Genomic DNA, 16,680 nt, shown 5'->3' on the forward strand with positions numbered 1-16,680 from the left:
GACGTTACCCCGTCCGAAACAGTGCAGGACGCCGGCCAGAAGCCAGGCATCCGTCGATAAGGAATTCGATACGTGTACGACATGCATTCTTCATTTGCGCTTTCTTTGCCCCATGCCCTTGCGGCGCTGCTGAATGCCACCGTCAGCCGACCTGTCAGCTCTCGCATCTCGCTTCAACGCTCAGGCTGACTACCAGCACTGAGTTTTTTATTTAAAGCCTGTTGACTGCAACGTTACTGCGGCACGTTTTTATTAACGAGTTACCTCCTTACGCGCAATACAAGCAACTCATCTTCGGTCCTGGATGAGGGCGGCCGTATCATGCCTGGGCTTTGTGCGCTCTGCTCTTTTATGTCAGCCCTTAGTCCATCATCTGACTAGCAAGTCACAACTTCGGAAACCATCAACATGACCAGCTGATTAAACATCGCACCAACTTGCACCGTTCAATCAACTTTGGTGCAACACATTCTGCTCAGTCACTACGTGGGTGAATGCGGCTTAGCCCCGCCAACCCGTGAATACGCTCTCGCCCCGTGATTACCTCATCAGTTAGCGCATATAAAGCTTCTAAAAGGCCAAACCACTGGAATTCGCTAAAAACTTACAAGAATGCGACATCACGGCTGATTAGGTCGAAAACAGCGGGCCAGAGCCTGCCACTGGCATAGCGGTTGCAATTCACACCTTGAACCTGCGTTACGGCGAAACCCATTCCACTGTTCTTCACAGGGTCAGTTATCAGGAATCTGCAATGGCTTCTCCTTAGTTAAGTCTGCACGCCGTCAATAACAATGCGCGCTCTTTAATGAGCCGCAGCTGAAGGCCTCGTGCTTTAGACAGCATGGACGTCAACTTCCAACAGGAGCTTCCTGCTTGGGACGAACCCTTATTGCCCTTCAACTTTGCGAGGGAGCTTTAATGAATGATGCGGTAAAAATGAAAGCATTGCCTGAGTGGGCACCGGACGAACTTTCCGCGGCCTGGCCACGCATCCCTTTCAAGGAAAACGCCTCGCGACCTGGCGAACTAAGCCGCCCGCATGTGGTGTTATTGATTGCCGCCTCGGTTCTTATTCATGGCGCCGTCTGGTGGTATGTGCAGACTGCAAAAGCCGCTGTTCCGGAAGTGGCACCGCAAGTGCCGGAGATGACCGTTGAGCTGAGCAGCCCGACACCGCCGACACCGGAGCCACCACCGCCTGAGCCGCCACCGCCACCGCCACCGCCTCCACCGCCCCCGGAACCCGAACCGCCGGAGCAGCCAACCGAGGACCCGGATGCCTTGAAGCCACCGCCCAAGCCTGTCGACAAGCCGGTCGAGAAGCCAAAGGTGGAGAAACCCAAGCCGGTGAAGAAACCGGAACCGGTGAAAAAGCCAATGCCGCCCGCGCCTGCTGCACCTGCCGCGCCCAGCAACCCAGCGCCGGCTGCGCCTACGCCCTCGCCCGCACCGCCAGCCCCGGCTGCAGCGCCCGCCGCACCGGCCAAGGAGTCAGCGGCGATTTCCGGTCTGGCCAGCCTCGGCAATCCGCCTCCGGAATATCCCGGTGCGGCGTTGCGCAAGGGCATGGAAGGTCGGGTGATTCTGCGCATCAAGGTGCTGCCCAACGGTCGGGCCGGCAGCGTGGAGGTGACCAAATCCAGCGGCAAACAGGTCCTGGACGACGCCGCCGTGGAAACCGTCCGCAACTGGAAGTTTGTTCCGGCCAAGCGCGGCGACACCCCGATCGAAGGCTTCGCCACGCAAACCATTGATTTCAAGCTGCCCGAGTGAACCGGCCAGCCCATTACTGACAACTCTTTTGATAGCGGGTGAGGTGTAACCATGAACGAATCGATCTCTTCTATGATTGTCCCCGGCGTACTCTGGGCGCTGGTACTTTTTTCGGTGTTGAGCTGGGGTCTGTTGCTGATCAAGTCCGCCCAGTACCTGCGTTTGAAGAAGCAGAACCGGCAGTTCAGCAAGGCTTTCTGGGGCGCGCCTGATCTGCTCACTGCCGCCGAGCATGCGACGCAATACCCTGGCGGTTTGGCGCGCATCGCCAACAGCGGTTTTGAAGCCATGGCGGTGGACGAGACGCCGCGCAACACCCAGCAACTGGCCCACACCATCAACCGCTCCGACCGGCTGGAGCGCAACTTGCGCCAGCAAATCCAGAAGGAGCGCCGCGCGCTGGAGGCCGGTCAGGCGATCCTCGCCAGCATTGGCAGCACGGCGCCGTTCATCGGCCTGTTCGGCACGGTCTGGGGGATCATGGAAGCGCTGCAAAGCATCGGCGCCAGCGGCTCCGCCAGCCTGGAGACGGTGGCCGGCCCCATTGGCCACGCACTGATCGCCACCGGTGTGGGCATCGCCGTCGCAGTGCCCGCCGTGCTGATTTACAACTTCTTCCTGCGACGTCTCAAGCTGGCCGTGGCCGACATGGACGATTTCGCCCACGACTTCGATGCCCTTGCCCAGCGCAGCGCCTTCAGCATCAACCGCCAGGCCATCGCCAGCACACACAGCCAGGCTGTGCGGGAGGCGAGCTGATGTCGTTCTCCACTCAAGACAGCGATGAAGTGCTCAGCGAAATGAACGTCACGCCGCTGGTGGACGTGATGCTGGTGCTGCTGGTGGTGTTCATCGTCACCGCGCCGCTGATGACCAACGCGATCAAGGTCAACCTGCCGAAAACCGATGCGGTTGCGCCCGCCGACAAGAAAGACCCGGTGGTGGTCAGCGTCGATCAGGACGGCAAATTTTACCTGGCCAAATCCGAGGTTGCGCCGGAATCCCTTGAAGTGAGCCTCAAGGAAGTCAAGGCCAAGGACCCGGAGGTGCGCGTGCAGTTGCAGGCCGACACCGCCGTCAATTACGGCCAGGTCGCCAAGGCCATGGCGTCGATCGAGCGCTCGGGCATCACGCGGATTTCCGTGATGACTTCCAAATGACCCGCAGTTGAAGCGGGGCCGCAGTTGCGCGGCCCTGCACACCCTACTCCCGATTCATTGCCGTCCGGTTTTCGGCCCGGAGGGGAGCGGCTTGCTTGAAATAAGGAAATACCCGAGCGCCACAACCGCATCGGAGCAACGAGGGCTCACAAGGCCATTTCACCAACATCTGGAATCAATCGGAAATTACCATGCTGATGAGCTTTCCTGGTTTCACCCTCAAGCCCCTTGTCGTCGCCGTGCAACGCCACTCCCGCGCGCTGATTTGCGCGCTGGCGGTCGGCATGAGCCCGGCCTATGGTGCTGACAGCACGGATAGCGCTGCCGATACCGCGACGGGCAATGACGCTGCCGTACCTGCCGCCGCCGCGGTGGCCGCGATGCCGGCCACCACCCAGCTCAAGCGCGTGGAAGTCACCGGCTCCGCGGTGCGTCGGGCGGATGCGGAAACCGCAGTGCCGGTGACCATTCTGCGCGCCGAAGAGCTTAGAAAGCAGGGCGTCACGACCACCGAACAGATGGTTCAGCGCATCACCGGCAGCCAGTCGATGATGAACAGCGCGGGTTCGGTCGGCGCCGCGACCGGCGGTGCGTCCTACGCCGACATGCGCGGCATCGGTGCCAACAAGACGCTGATCCTGCTCAACGGCCGCCGTTTGGCCAACAACGCCTTGTCCGGCGTCGGCACGCCCAACGGCAGCGCCATCGACCTGAACATGATTCCCTTCGCCGCCATCGACCGCATCGAAGTGCTGCGCGACGGCGCATCGGCTCTGTACGGCACGGACGCCATTGGCGGTGTCATCAACTTCATCACCAAAAAGTCGTTGACCGACGGCACCCTGAGCCTTGGCGGCGACACCCCGACCGCCAGCGGTGGCGGCGCCAGCAAGGACGCGAGTGCCAGCTGGGGCTTTGGCGACCTGGACGAAGACCGCTTCAACGTCATGGGCGTGTTCAACTACAACAAACAGCAAAATCTCGACGCCAACGACCGCTCCTTTGCCAAGGACTACGTACCCGGCCGCGGCCTCAACCAGACCTCCGGCACGGCTTATCCCGGCAACTATTACCAGGGCGACAACAGCGCCAACCCGCTTGCGCCGAACTGCAGCGGCAAAAGCCTGGTGAGCGTGAACGGCTTGTGCCGGTTCAGCACCCGTGAATACATTGACCTGGTGCCGCAGACCGAGAAGACCTCGTTCTTCGGCCGGGCCACCGGCAAGCTGGCCGAGGACCACAACGTCAGCCTCGAGTACTTCTGGGCGCGCAACAACAACGCCACCAGCATCGGCCCGGCGCCCCTGACCGGCCTGAGCATCGACCCGTCTTCGCCGTACTACCCGGGCAACGGCATTACCCCGGCGCCAGGCAACTTTGCCTTGGACCCTACCCAGCCGGTGGACACGGCCTGGCGCGAAACCGCCGCAGGCCCGCGTGGCAGCAAGGATCAGAACACCAACCAGCGCCTGCTGCTGACCTTCGACGGCACCGTTGGCGGCTGGGATTACAACCTGGGCGCCAATTACAACCAGAGCAAAGTGGTTTCCTCCGTGACCTCCGGCTACGTCAGCGACCGAGCACTGACCGCAGGTCTGGCCAGCGGCCTGCTCAACCCGTTCGGACCGCAGTCGGCCGCCGGCCAGCAGTTCATTGACAACGCGGCGTACCACGGCGAGTACTCCACCGCCGTTGGCCGGGTATACGGCGTGGACGGACGCATCAGCCGCGAGATCGGCAACTGGTTCGGCGCGGGTGAGTCCGGGCTGGCGCTGGGCGGCGAATATCGCAAGGAAAAGCTGCATCAGAACTACGAGGACTTCGTCGACGACATCGACAGCCTGGGCCTGGACTCGGCAGGCAGCGTGTCCGGCGACCGCAGCGTCAAGGCTGAATACGCCGAGCTGAACGTGCCGGTTCTGGACAGCCTGGAACTGACTGCAGCCGTGCGCCACGACAAGTACAGCGACTTCGGCAGCACCACCAACCCGAAATACTCGTTCCGCTTCCAGCCTTTCAAAGAGCTGGTCATGCGCGGCGCGTACAGCGAAGGCTTCCGCGCGCCGTCGCTGTACGAGTTGTATGCGCCGCAAAGCCTGGCCTACAGCCAGGGTTATTACGATGACCCGACCCTTTGCGCAGGCGGCACTGTGCAGCCCGGCGGCCAGGCGGGCCGTGACTGTAATCAGCAGTTCCTCAACCGCAGTGGCGGCAATGCCGACCTGTCGCCGGAGAAAGCGCGCAACGTCACTCTGGGCTTCGTTTATCAACCGCTGAACAACCTGTCGATGGGCCTGGACTTCTGGTGGATTCATATCTCCAACCAGATTCAGTCGTTCCCTGAGTCCACCGTGTTCGACCAGGCCGATCTCTATGGCGACCGCATCGTTCGCAACGCCGACGGTTCCATCGCCAACATCGTGACCGGCAACTCGAACCTGGGCATCGTCAAGACCAACGGCGTCGACGTGACGTTGGACTACCGCTTCCCGAACACGCCGTATGGCCAGTTCGGCCTGGGCCTGACCGGAACGTACGTCAACCGTTATGACTTCCAGAACATCATCGACGGCCCATACACCGACAAGGTTGGCGACTTTCAGGGGGACGGCGTGATTGCGCGCTGGAAACACGTGCTGATCGGCAGCTGGACCCTGGGCGACAGCCGCGCTTCGCTGACCAACCGCTTCACCAGCGGTTACAACGATTACGACCGCGCCAGCAACGGCACTGTACCGTCGTACTCGTTGTGGGACCTGTCGGTGGGCCACACTTTCGAGAAGGTTCTGGATCTCGATGCCGGCGTACGCAACCTGTTCGACCGCGACCCGCCGTTCACCAACCAGGCTTACAACTTCCAGTCCGGCTACGACCCGCGTTACGCCGATCCCCTGGGCCGCACGCTGTTCGCCCGCGCGACCTATCACTTCTAAGCCCTGCCGCCCGAAGCGTTTCCCCGGCGCGTCGGGCTCGATTCAGCGGACGGACACGCGCCGTCACACGCTGCAACACCTACTATAATCGCGGACGTCGGCGTATCATCGCGCCCCCTCGATTTGCTGCTTTGGTGCCTGTCATGACTGCCCTTCCGTTCACACCCGACCGCCGTGGCTGGTCGTTCTGGTGGAAACCCCTGGCGTTTCTGCTGGTGGCCGCCATCGGCTTGTACTACGTCAAGTGGTCGCCGTATTACCTGAAATCCTTCGTCGCCGCCGGTACCCACACCATCGGCGGCTCGATCATCAATGACAACCCGGCCACGCCATGGGCCGCAGCACTGGCCTATGCGCAGGTGTATTTTCTGGCGATCTGGAAGGCCGCTGTGCTGGCCGTCATTCTGGGCTCGCTGTTGCAGGTGCTGATCCCGCGGGACTGGCTGCTGAAAATGCTCGGCCGCGCCGGGCTGGGTTCGACCGTGCGCGGCGGCCTGTTCGCCCTGCCGGGCATGATGTGCAGCTGCTGCGCGGCGCCGGTCGCCGCAGGTTTGCGCAAGCAGAACGTCTCGGTGGGCGCGGCGCTGGCCTTCTGGATCGCCAACCCGGTTCTCAACCCGGCCACCCTGGTGTTCATGGGCTTTGTGCTGGGCTGGGGCTTCACCGCCCTGCGGCTGGTGGCCGGCATCGTGCTGGTGATCGGCGTCTCGCTGGTGGCGCAACGTATCTCTCGCCCGGAGGTCGTGCCTGAACAGGCGCTGGAAGCAGTCGCCAACGCCGAGGCGCCGGAGGAAGGCAGCCTGTTGGTGCGTTGGGGCAAGACGCTCTGGCAGTTGTTCTGGACGACGATCCCGATTTACGTCGTTGCGGTGCTGGTGTTGGGCGCGGCGCGTGTGTGGCTGTTCCCTCACGTCGACGGTGCGATGGGCAACAGTCTGTTGTGGCTGGTGCCGTTGGCCGTGGTCGGGACGCTGTTCGTGATTCCGACGGCTGCGGAAATCCCTATCGTGCAGACGCTGATGACGTTGGGTCTGGGCACTGCGCCGGCCGTGGCGCTGTTGATGACGTTGCCCAGCGTCAGCCTGCCGTCGCTGTTGATGCTGCGCAAATCCTTCGATGCCAAAGTGCTGGTGATCGTGGGGGTGCTGACCATGCTGGTCGGGGTGGCGAGTGGGTTGGTCGGGGCTGTTTTGTTGTAATTCTTGGGGTCTGGATCGAGATCAAGGTCAAGATCAAGATCAAGATCAAGATCAAGATCAAGATCAAGATCAAGATCAAGATCAAGATCAAGATCAAGATCAAGGGCGTCGGCCTAACGGCCTCGGTTTCGCCTTCGGCGAGTTACTTGATAAAGCCCCAAGTAACCAAGGGCTTGTGCTCCTGGTTCGGCCCCTCGTTCCTCGGGGTCCCCTCACTCCGGTCTCGCTCCGTGGGCCCGCCGCCATCCGCCATCCATGGCGGGGGGCGGCTCTCGCGGCATCCATGCCGCTCGGCCCACTCCGCAAGACCTGCGTTCAGCCTGCACCCAAGTCGCGATTGGCGGTGTCTGGGCTTTTGCGTAAAAAGGTCAACGGCAACAGCAAGGGCAACGGTGGATTGCGATTTGTACACTGGATCTGTAGGAGCCGGCTTGCTGGCGAATGCATTTATCCAGCCGCCATCTACATGTCGATCGTTCCCACGCTCCACGTGGTAACGCCGCGCTGAATGCTCCACGTCACTTGGACAACGGGGATGCAGGCTTGGGAAGTGACGCAGAGCGCCGGGTGCATGCACTCTCTGTAGGAGCCGGCTTGCTGGCGAACGCGGTAATTCTGTTATGGGCATGTCTGCTGGATGTCGATCCTTCCTACCCTCCGTGTGGTACCGCCGTGCTGGACGCTCCGCGTCACTTGGACGACGCGGATGCAGGCCTTGGGAAATGACGCAGAACGCCGGGTGCATGCACCTCTCTGTAGGAGCCGGCTTGCTGGCGAACGCGGTGGTTCTGTTATGGCGATGGCGGCTGGATGTTGATCGTTCCTACCCTCCGTGTGGTACCGCCATGCTGGACGCTTCGCGTCACTTGGACGACGCGGATGCAGGCCTGAGAGCCGACTGGCTGGCGAATGCATTTATCCAGCCGCCATTTGCATAGCAGAACCACCGCGTTCGCCAGCAAGCCGGCTCCTACAGATCGCGTAAAGGCCAGTGGTCCGCGATAACAGATGCCGCGCCGTAGCCGTTGCCAGTGCCCTTGCAGTTTCAGTTTCAGTTTCAGTTGCAGTTGCAGTTGCAGTTGCAGTTGCAGTTGCAGTTGATCTTGATCTTGATCTTGATCTTGATCTTGATCTTGATCTTGAAACGCAAAAAGTCGAGGCACCGCCAGTCGCGACTTGGATGCAGGCCGAACGCAGACGACGCGCAGTGGGCCGAGCCGCAGGGATGCGGCAAGAGCGCCGTCAGGACATGGATGTCCGTTCGGCGCGGGCCCACGGAGCGTCGTCGGAGTGAGGGAACCCCGACGCAGGAGGGGCCAAACCGGGAGCACGAGCCCTTGGTTACTTGGGGCTCTATCAAGTAACTCGCCGAAGGCGAAACGGGAGGCCGTTAGGCCGACGCTCTTGAGTTTGACCTTCAATCGCGGGAGCGAGCCTTCCGCTGTTTCAGATACTCAACCACCGCCCGCTGATCCCCCGCGAACTCAATCCGCGCGTCTTTGCTGTCACGCTGAAACGCATACATCGGATCGTAATACTCACTCAGCATCCCGCTGATCCAGCCCCGATGCTGATCAACCGCCCCGCTGCGGGACTGTTCGGCCAACGCGCCATCCATGATCGCCGCCAGCCGCTGATAGCGCTCCCCGCCCAAGCGCCGCACGATGCTCGACAGGCTCTGTTTCAGCCGCTCGGCGTAAGCAGCAAACCCTGTCTCCACCCCTTGCACCGCGATGAACTCGGCACACAGGTCGGTCACGTAATCCTTCAGAATCCGCTCGACCCGACTGTCGAAACTGTCTTCCAGCCACACCAGCGGCGCGTCCTGCATGATTCGGTACAACTCAAGCGGGACTGCCCGGCTGCCGACGATGCGTCCCTCGTCCTCAATCACAAACTGGTCAATCTGCCGCGCGCGCTTCTTGAGCAGGTCGATGGCCAGCAGGTTTTCGAAGTCGATTTGTCCCGGCTGCGGCGTGGCATGTTTGCCAAAGCTTGAGCCGCGATGGTTGGCATGCCCTTCGAGGTCCAGCGCGTTGTCGAGCTGATGCAGCACTTCGGTCTTGCCGCTGCCGGTCAACCCGCCGATCAGCACGAAATCGCACTCGGTCACGGCCTGCTCGATGGTTTCGATCAGAGAGCTGCGCATCGCCTTGTAGCCCCCGATCACGCGCGGGTACTCGATGCCCGCCTCGCTCTTGAGCCACTGCTGGGTGATCTGCGAACGCAGGCCGCCGCGGAAGCAGTACAGCAGGCCCTGCGGGTTTTTGCGGGCAAAATCCGCCCACGCTTCGATGCGCGCCTGCTTGACCTCGCCAGACACCAATTTGTGGCCCAGCTCGATGGCGGCCTGCTGCCCGGCCTGCTTGTAGCTGGTGCCGACCTTCTGGCGCTCGGTGTCGTTCATCAGCGGCAGGTTGATCACCCCGGGAAATGCGCCCTTGGTGAACTCGACCGGCGCACGCACGTCCATCATCGGTACGTCGTGCAGGAAGATCTCGCGAAGGTCCGCGCAGTTGTCGCGCATCAGATCACCTCGACCGCAAGCCGCTGTCGCTCGACCAGTTCGCCGATGGGCGACAGGTTCAGTCCCAGTTCGACGGCCATGGCCAGAAAGGCCGCTTCTTCGGCGGGCTCGACCGCAATCAGCAAACCGCCACTGGTCTGCGGGTCGCAGAGCAGCAGCTTTTGCACTTCGGTCAAGGCGCCAATGCGCTCGCCATAGCTGTCGTAGTTGCGATGGGTACCGCCCGGGATGCACGCCTGCTCGATGTAGAAATCGACGCTGCCCAACCGAGGCACAGCCGCAGCGTGCAGCCGCGCGGTGACCTGGCTGCCGTCAGCCATTTCGACCAGGTGGCCGAGCAAACCGAAACCCGTCACGTCGGTCATCGCGGTGACGCCGGCCAGCCTCGAAAAACGACTGCCGGGTTTGTTCAGGGTGCACATCACGTCGCGCGCCAGGCCGATGTCTTCGTCGCGCAGCAGGCCTTTTTTCTCGGCGGTGGTAAGAATGCCGATGCCCAGCGGCTTGGTCAGGAACAGTTTGCAGCCGACGGTGGCGGTGTCGTTGCGTTTCATGAAGCGCTTTTCCACCAGGCCGGTGACCGCCAGACCGAAGATGGGCTCCGGTGCATCAATGGAGTGCCCCCCGGCCAGCGGTATGCCTGCTGCATCGCAAACCGCCCGGCCGCCACGGATCACTTCACGGGCGATTTCCGGAGCCAGCACATTGACCGGCCAGCCGAGAATGGCGATGGCCATCAGCGGATCGCCGCCCATGGCGTAGATGTCGCTGATGGCGTTGGTCGCTGCAATGCGGCCGAAATCGAACGGATCATCGACGATGGGCATGAAGAAATCGGTGGTGGAGACGACGCCCTTGTCATCGTCGATGGCGTACACCGCAGCGTCATCGCGCGAGGCATTGCCGACCCACAGGCGCGGATCGAGGTTCTGCGCGCCGCTGCCGGCGAGGATGGTTTCGAGGGTTTTGGGAGAGATTTTGCAGCCACAGCCAGCGCCGTGACTGTATTGAGTAAGACGAATCGGGTCGGTCATGAGAAGCCCCAGAGTTTCAAGGCGCTGAAGTCTACCAGAGCCGCCAGCGCGCGGAAGATTTGCTGGATGGCTGGATGCACAGTCTGCGGCCCAGGCCGATTCCGTAGGAGCCGGCTTGCTGGCGAAGGCATTTATTCAGCCGCCCTCTGTGCCCCAGACCCACCGCGTTCGCCAGCAAGCCGGCTCCTACAACGCTGCCCATTGGCCAGCAATGTCGAGTCCAGCCACCCACCGCCTTGACCCGCGATGTCGGTTCCGACAGCCCACCTCGGTGCCCGGCAATGCCGGTTTCAGTAACCCACTTCGGTGGTCCGCAATATCGTTTTCAACAACCACATTGAGGAGCAATGCCCTTTGAAAGTGCAGAGGTGGCCAACCCACCGGCACCTGGAAGTCGAACGCCTGAGCCGCTTTTACCCCTTCGCCATGCGCCGTGCCGTCAGCACTTGAGCCAGCATCAACGCCCCCACGCACAGCAGCGCCTCACGCAGTCCCACCAGGTGCGCGGCGAAGCCAATCAATGCGGGGCCCAGCAAGATGCCGCAATAGCCAATCCCGGTAATGACCGCAATCGCAAGGCCGGCCGGCATGGCTTTCTGCGCCCCGACGACTGAGCAATACACCGGGAAGGTGTTGGAAAGCCCTAAGCCGATCAGCGCAAACCCCAGCAGAAACAGCGGCCACGGTTGCAGGAGAATGGCCATGGCAAACCCGACCATCACCAGCAAGCCACCGCCAATCAGCAGGTTGACTGCGCCGAAGCGGTTCCTCAACCAGTCACCGGCAAAACGCCCCCCGGCCATGGTCAGCGAAAACACGGCATATGCCCCACCGGCAATGGTCAGGTCGATCTGGTGGGTCTTGTTGAGGAACACCGCGCTCCAGTCAAGCATCGCGCCTTCCACCAGCAGCGCGATGAAGCAGAGAATGCCGACAATCACCACTTTGGTGGTCGGCCAGGCGAACGGCGCCGAAGGATCGTCGGCACCATGGGGCACCAGGCGCCGGGCATGCCAGAGCAGCAAGCCGGCAATCAACGCCACCACCACACAGACCGCCACCAAGGGCGATGCGCCGAGCCACAGCAGCAGGGTCATCAACAGCGCACTGCTGATGCCGCCGAGGCTGAACAGGCCATGAAAGCCCGACATCATCGGCCTGCCATGATCGCGCTCGACCATCAGACCCTGAACATTCATGGCCACGTCGATGCTGCCAAGCCCCGCGCCAAAGACCGCGAGAGCCAACGCCAGGGGCACCAATGAAGACAGCGAGGCAAGCAGCGGCAACATGCAGCAAATCAGCGCGCCGCCCATCATTGAGACAAATCGGCATCCCTTGCGCGTGGTGAGCATGCCCGCCAGGGGCATTGCCAGCATCGAGCCAAGGCCGAAGCACAGCAGCAACAGGCCAAGCTGAGCTTCTTCAAGCCCGGCGCGCTGCCGGGCAAAAGGCACCAGCGGCGCCCACGCGCCCAGCGACATCCCGGACAGCAGGAACGTCAGGCGGTAACTCCACAGGTGGATGAAAACGGGGGTGTGAACGGATTGAGCGACTGACACAAAACGATCCTGAACAGCTCTGCCCGACCGGCAGACGGTGATTGAAAGGCGCAATCCTGCGCACCGTGTGTTGCCGGACGCTCCGCTGCGCAGAGCACCCTGATATCGCGCCGTGGCAAACGACGCATTCCCGGCTAAAGCCGGTCCCACAGATTGCAAACGACGCATTCCCGGCTAAAGCCGGTCCCACAGATTGCAAACGACGCATTCCCGGCTAAAGCCGGTCCCACTAAAGGCAGGGGCCCTTTTTGTGGGACCGGCTTCAGCCGGGAATGCGTCGTTGCGACCGATTACATCATTGGCGACGCCATGCTTACCACGCGTAACGCCAGGCCTTCGTACGCGTCCAGCGTAATCGTGAATTCACCTTCTTCCGTCAGGTCGCCTTCAACCCGCTCGTTGATGATGTCCACCACCGGGCCCGGCGCAATGCCTGGCAAGTGAAGGGTCTCGACGATCGCTTCGGCGCTGAAATTCAAGGCGGTGATCTGCGTGCCCTTCCCGGCCGGCAGTTCGTGCACCATGATCAGCAACCCTGGGTGCTCAACGTCCGGAATCAGAATTTGCCGACTGGCAGCGATGTCGTAGGCACGGCGTACCGCCAACAGCTTTTTCAGCTGCGAGGCGAAGGAATCCGGACGCTTCAGCTGTTCCACCAGGCTGCCGTAAAGCGCGCGAGCGCGTGGCATGCCACCGGCCGATACTTCGCAATCCGGGTCCATGTCGACCAGGTCGTATCCACCGCGATGGATCCAGCGGGTGTCGCCATCACGCATCAAGTGCTCGACCTGTTCGGCCGGCAAGGGCAACGCACCGACCAAGTCCCAGCCCGACAGCGCAAACACGCCTGGCTGCATCGCGTTGAACATCACCAGCAGCAAATGGATGTGCTGGATCTTGTCGATGTCCGCAGCCGTCATGCTGTCCAGCTCACGGATGCCCAGCGCGGCGGTGATAATGCTCGCCGTCGTGCACGACACGCCGTTGGTGACGAACTTGAGGTTGTACGGCGCGTGTTCGCCAGCCAGACGCTCGTACATCTCTTCGCGAATGTGCTCGCGCAGAATGTTGCCGGGGAAAGTCTGGCCCTGATAGAGGTACTGGTCGTGGGCGTGCAGCGTCCAGAAATGCACCAGCTCCAGGGTCAGTTCATCGTGGTTCTGCAGCGCATGAATCAGCGATGCAGGGTCGATGCCGAACTCATGCACCTGGCGCAGCATAAGCCGCAGAAACTCGGTGCGGCCGGTCAGCAGCGCGTGCTGGTAGGCCGGACGGGTAATGAAGTCGTAGGAAAGGTCTGCACCGCCGTGGGACATTGCAGCGATGTCGTCGATGGTCAGGTTCAGTTCCTGGAAGCTGAAACCGCCGGCCTTGCGGATGGCTCCGGCGAGCAACTGGTTGCCGGTGATCGACAGCGGATGGCTCTCCGACCACGCCGTGCCGTCGGCCTTGCGCTCAACGCCGAGGAAGCCGTTGGCGTCCAGACGCAAAACCCGCGCGCCCATCACGTCAATCGCGTGCAGGGCGTCGCCGATGATCATCTGCTGCGCGGCGAAGCTTGGGTCGAGCCAGTTCAGCGACGGCTGCCCTTCCTTGAAGTAATGCAGGTACACCCAGCGGCGGTCTTTGCCGTCAACGCCTGTTACTACTGGCGTAGCGCTCCAGTCGGTTTCCTTGACGCCGGGCTCGAAAAAGATCACCCGCTGCAACTGGCCGACGATGTAATGCTTGTCGCGCAGCGCATCCACCGTAGCCGGCGGCAGGTTGATGGCGTCACGCCCGGCCGGGACGTCCGGGAGCAAGGACCAGTCTTCTTCCTTGATCTCCACCATGTGGTAGAGACCCGGGTATTCTTCGTAGGCCATTTCCGCCAAGCGAAAGTCCGCACCTTTGCCGGTGTGGGACGGAATGACGTCGTCGACGATTACTGCGTTGTGCGCGGCGGCGATACGGCTGAGGTTGAGAAACTGCGCATCGGTGCCCAGGTCCGAATCCACCTCGAAACTGATCCGGTCGAAGTTGCCATCGATGCTTGGGGTGCGCTCGCGGCCTTTCAAGCCGCCGGAGGCTTTCAACGGGCCGTTGTGAATGCCCTGAATGCCGACTTCGGAGAGCGCGTGCCAGAGCTTTTCGTCGCCCAGCGCTTCAAGGACCGAGCCGCCATCGCGGGTGATGATCGACGCCGGGTAAGCCGTGAACCAGACCGAGCCGATGGCCGAAGCGTCCCGCGGACGGGCCTGCGCGTAAGGCCGCTGCCATAGCCGGCCCTGACCGCCATAGAGTTTTGCGCGCTGCTTTGCGGCGTTGAGCATCGATTGCTCAACCAGCCATTCAACGTATTGCTTGTCCGGGGTGGTCATGTGTTCGGGGTTCCATCTTCATGTGGATGGGTGCGGATGGCCAACGGCTCAGGGAGCACTGTTTGGCCCGCCCGCGGTATTTGCCTATCTCTATGAGCACTCAGGCGCGCAAACGTTGCATCGGCTGCTATGCCATGGGCGGCAGGCTGGCTAAAATTCAACGACTTGCACCCGCATCGGGCGGCGTGGCTGAAGGGGTTTGCGTGGAACTGCACATCGTCATCAAGGGCCGCAAAGACCTCGCCCGCCAGGTTTATCAGCAACTGCGCGACAGCATCGTCTCCGGACGCCTCGCCGCCGGGGTGCAACTGCCGCCCAGCCGATTGCTGGCGGAGCAGCTGGGCGTCTCGCGCAAAACCATTTCGGACACGTACAGCCAGCTCACCTACGAGAGCTACCTGATCGGCAAGGTCGGCAGCGGCACTTTCGTCAACAGCTCAGCGGCTTACAGCCCGCGTCGTGCCACCGCTTCGCACCTCGCCAGCGCAGAGGTGGTGGTCAAGTGGGAACGCATTTCCCTGCCCCTGCGCCATCCGACACGCGCGGGCACGCTGCGTTACGACTTTCTCGGCGGCGCCACCGCGAAAACCCAGTTCCCCCATGACGACTGGCGCCGTTGCGTGCAGCACGCGCTGCGGCAGATGTCCGGCGAACGCGGGTTTTACGGCCAGCCCGAGGGCCTCCCCGCCCTGCGCAACGCTATAGCGGGGCACATTGCTTTCGCCCGGGGCGTGCGTTGTACGGCCGATGACGTGGTGGTGTGCAATGGGGCGCAACAGGCGCTGGACCTCATCGCCCGTGTACTCACCGGGCTCGGTTACAGCGTTGCCATGGAAGACCCCGGTTATACGCCGGCTCGTCTGCTGTTTGCCGCGCAAGGGGCGCAAGTTGTCAGCGTACCGGTCGATGGCGAAGGCATCATCGTCGAGCAGATCCCGGACACCGTTTGCGCCATTTATGTCACGCCGTCCCACCAGATGCCGCTGGGCATGCCCATGAGCCTGCCGCGTCGCCACGCGCTGCTGGAAAAGGCCCGTCGAATCGGCGCGATCATCATCGAGGACGATTACGACAGCGAATTTCGTTACGAAGGCCGCCCTGCGGACTCACTGCAAAGCCTGGACGAGCATGGCGTGGTGGCTTACGTGGGCACCTTTTCCAAGACGCTCCTGCCAGAGTTACGCCTGGGCTACGCTGTGCTGCCTGCCGCGATCCTAGAAGCCGTCATCAAAGCCAAGCAACTGACCGACTGGCACACCTCGACGCTGCCACAATGGGCGCTGAGCAAATTCATCAGCGAAGGCCTGCTCAACAAACACATCCGCCGCTGCCACAGCCTTTACGCCGGACGCCGCGAACGGATACTCGCGCGCATTACCGGCGACCTGTCGCCCTGGCTGGAAACCATCCCCTGCACGGCAGGCTTCCACATGGCAGTGATGTTCAAAGCTCCACTCAAGCCCCCGCTCGACATCCATCGTCTGGTCGAACGCGCCCGCGACGTTGAATTGGGTCTATACCCCCTGGAAGGCTTCTACAATGACGCCGCAGCGCGCGACGGCCTGATGCTGGGCTTCGGCGCCATCGACCTGCTCGACATCGACCCTGCGCTCGACCGCTTGCGAGACCTGCTGCTGGAACTGGATTGATCAGTCAGATGGACGGCGCTCCTGGCGCCCCCTTCCCGGCTAAAGCCAGTCCCACAGCCCCCGCGCGCATCCAGCAGACCCGACGCCTGCCGCCAAGGGACGCAGAGCGTCCAGAGATGCATACCCACGCAGAGCGTGGGCACGATCAACGGAGGGCGTGGGCACCATCAAAGGTAAGGCTGACCTCGACCGTGGGACCGGCTTCAGCCGGGAAGCCCTTGATCTGCCGTTGATCTGCTTTAGCTCTTGATCTTCCTACGCAAAAAGCCCAAACACCGCCAATCGCGACTTGGGTGCAGGCTGAACGTAGACGACGCATAGTGGGTAGAGCCGCATGGATGCGGCGAGAGCGCCGTCAGGACATGGATGTCCGTTCGGCGCGGGCCCACGGAGCGTCGTCGGAGTGAGGGAACCCCGACGAAGGAGGGGCCAAACCAGGAGCAAGCACCCTTGGTTACTTGGGGATGGTGCGACTTTCGA

Annotated in this window: 11 protein-coding genes; 6 read left to right on the forward strand and 5 right to left on the reverse strand. The window is 62.1% G+C overall.

Going from position 1 to position 16,680, the window contains the following annotated elements:
* The first annotated feature begins 921 nt into the window (after window positions 1–921).
* The 5 genes from LT42_RS05105 to LT42_RS05125 all read left to right on the forward strand — a co-directional run bounded on the left by LT42_RS05105 (window position 922) and on the right by LT42_RS05125 (window position 7,068).
* A complete protein-coding gene (locus tag LT42_RS05105) occupies window positions 922–1,776 on the forward strand; it encodes an energy transducer TonB (RefSeq protein WP_152597589.1) in 855 nt (284 codons plus the stop codon).
* Window positions 1,777–1,827: 51 nt separating this feature from the next.
* Window positions 1,828–2,535 (forward strand): MotA/TolQ/ExbB proton channel family protein, encoded by a 708-nt coding sequence (locus tag LT42_RS05110; protein WP_152597590.1) that lies wholly within the window; start codon window positions 1,828–1,830, stop codon window positions 2,533–2,535.
* Window positions 2,535–2,936: an ExbD/TolR family protein gene (locus tag LT42_RS05115; protein WP_037010465.1), complete on the forward strand. Its 402-nt coding sequence runs from the start codon at window positions 2,535–2,537 to the stop codon at window positions 2,934–2,936. Before LT42_RS05110 ends, LT42_RS05115 begins: the two co-directional genes overlap by 1 nt.
* A 191-nt stretch (window positions 2,937–3,127) precedes the next feature.
* Window positions 3,128–5,869, forward strand: a complete 2,742-nt coding sequence (locus tag LT42_RS05120) for a TonB-dependent receptor (protein ID WP_037010466.1) — start codon at window positions 3,128–3,130, stop codon at window positions 5,867–5,869.
* Between the two features lie 143 nt (window positions 5,870–6,012).
* Window positions 6,013–7,068, forward strand: a complete 1,056-nt coding sequence (locus LT42_RS05125) for a permease (protein WP_037010467.1) — start codon at window positions 6,013–6,015, stop codon at window positions 7,066–7,068.
* Between the two features lie 791 nt (window positions 7,069–7,859).
* On the opposite strand, the gene LT42_RS25915 is transcribed toward LT42_RS05125, so the two are convergent.
* The 5 genes from LT42_RS25915 to treS all read right to left on the reverse strand — a co-directional run bounded on the left by LT42_RS25915 (window position 7,860) and on the right by treS (window position 14,551).
* Window positions 7,860–8,231 (reverse strand): hypothetical protein, encoded by a 372-nt coding sequence (locus LT42_RS25915; protein WP_160176713.1) that lies wholly within the window; start codon window positions 8,229–8,231, stop codon window positions 7,860–7,862.
* A 254-nt stretch (window positions 8,232–8,485) separates the two neighbouring features.
* Window positions 8,486–9,595, reverse strand: a complete 1,110-nt coding sequence (mnmH, locus tag LT42_RS05135) for a tRNA 2-selenouridine(34) synthase MnmH (RefSeq protein WP_037010469.1) — start codon at window positions 9,593–9,595, stop codon at window positions 8,486–8,488.
* Window positions 9,595–10,629 (reverse strand): selenide, water dikinase SelD, encoded by a 1,035-nt coding sequence (gene selD, locus LT42_RS05140; protein ID WP_037010470.1) that lies wholly within the window; start codon window positions 10,627–10,629, stop codon window positions 9,595–9,597. Before selD ends, mnmH begins: the two co-directional genes overlap by 1 nt.
* A gap of 413 nt (window positions 10,630–11,042) precedes the next feature.
* Window positions 11,043–12,191, reverse strand: coding sequence for an MFS transporter (locus LT42_RS05145; RefSeq protein WP_276209491.1), 1,149 nt, complete (start codon window positions 12,189–12,191; stop codon window positions 11,043–11,045).
* A gap of 290 nt (window positions 12,192–12,481) precedes the next feature.
* Window positions 12,482–14,551: a maltose alpha-D-glucosyltransferase gene (gene treS, locus LT42_RS05150; RefSeq protein ID WP_037010471.1), complete on the reverse strand. Its 2,070-nt coding sequence runs from the start codon at window positions 14,549–14,551 to the stop codon at window positions 12,482–12,484.
* 203 nt (window positions 14,552–14,754) lie between these two features.
* Between treS and pdxR the strand changes: the two genes are divergently transcribed.
* Entirely contained in the window at window positions 14,755–16,200 is a 1,446-nt protein-coding gene (gene pdxR, locus LT42_RS05155) for a MocR-like pyridoxine biosynthesis transcription factor PdxR (RefSeq protein WP_037012983.1), read from the forward strand.
* Window positions 16,201–16,680: the final 480 nt, after the last annotated feature.

Source organism: Pseudomonas lutea, from assembly GCF_000759445.1.
Lineage (GTDB): Bacteria > Pseudomonadota > Gammaproteobacteria > Pseudomonadales > Pseudomonadaceae > Aquipseudomonas > Aquipseudomonas lutea.

Bases quoted from the DNA above. Each gene is read 5' to 3' on its own strand.
- LT42_RS05110 (WP_152597590.1), top strand. From the start codon at position 1,828: ATGAACGAATCGATCTCTTCTATGATTGTCCCCGGCGTACTCTGGGCG.
- LT42_RS05120 (WP_037010466.1), top strand. From the start codon at position 3,128: ATGCTGATGAGCTTTCCTGGTTTCACCCTCAAGCCCCTTGTCGTCGCC.
- mnmH (WP_037010469.1), bottom strand. From the start codon at position 9,595: ATGCGCGACAACTGCGCGGACCTTCGCGAGATCTTCCTGCACGACGTA.
- treS (WP_037010471.1), bottom strand. From the start codon at position 14,551: ATGACCACCCCGGACAAGCAATACGTTGAATGGCTGGTTGAGCAATCG.
- LT42_RS05125 (WP_037010467.1), top strand. From the start codon at position 6,013: ATGACTGCCCTTCCGTTCACACCCGACCGCCGTGGCTGGTCGTTCTGG.
- LT42_RS05105 (WP_152597589.1), top strand. From the start codon at position 922: ATGAATGATGCGGTAAAAATGAAAGCATTGCCTGAGTGGGCACCGGAC.
- LT42_RS05115 (WP_037010465.1), top strand. From the start codon at position 2,535: ATGTCGTTCTCCACTCAAGACAGCGATGAAGTGCTCAGCGAAATGAAC.
- selD (WP_037010470.1), bottom strand. From the start codon at position 10,629: ATGACCGACCCGATTCGTCTTACTCAATACAGTCACGGCGCTGGCTGT.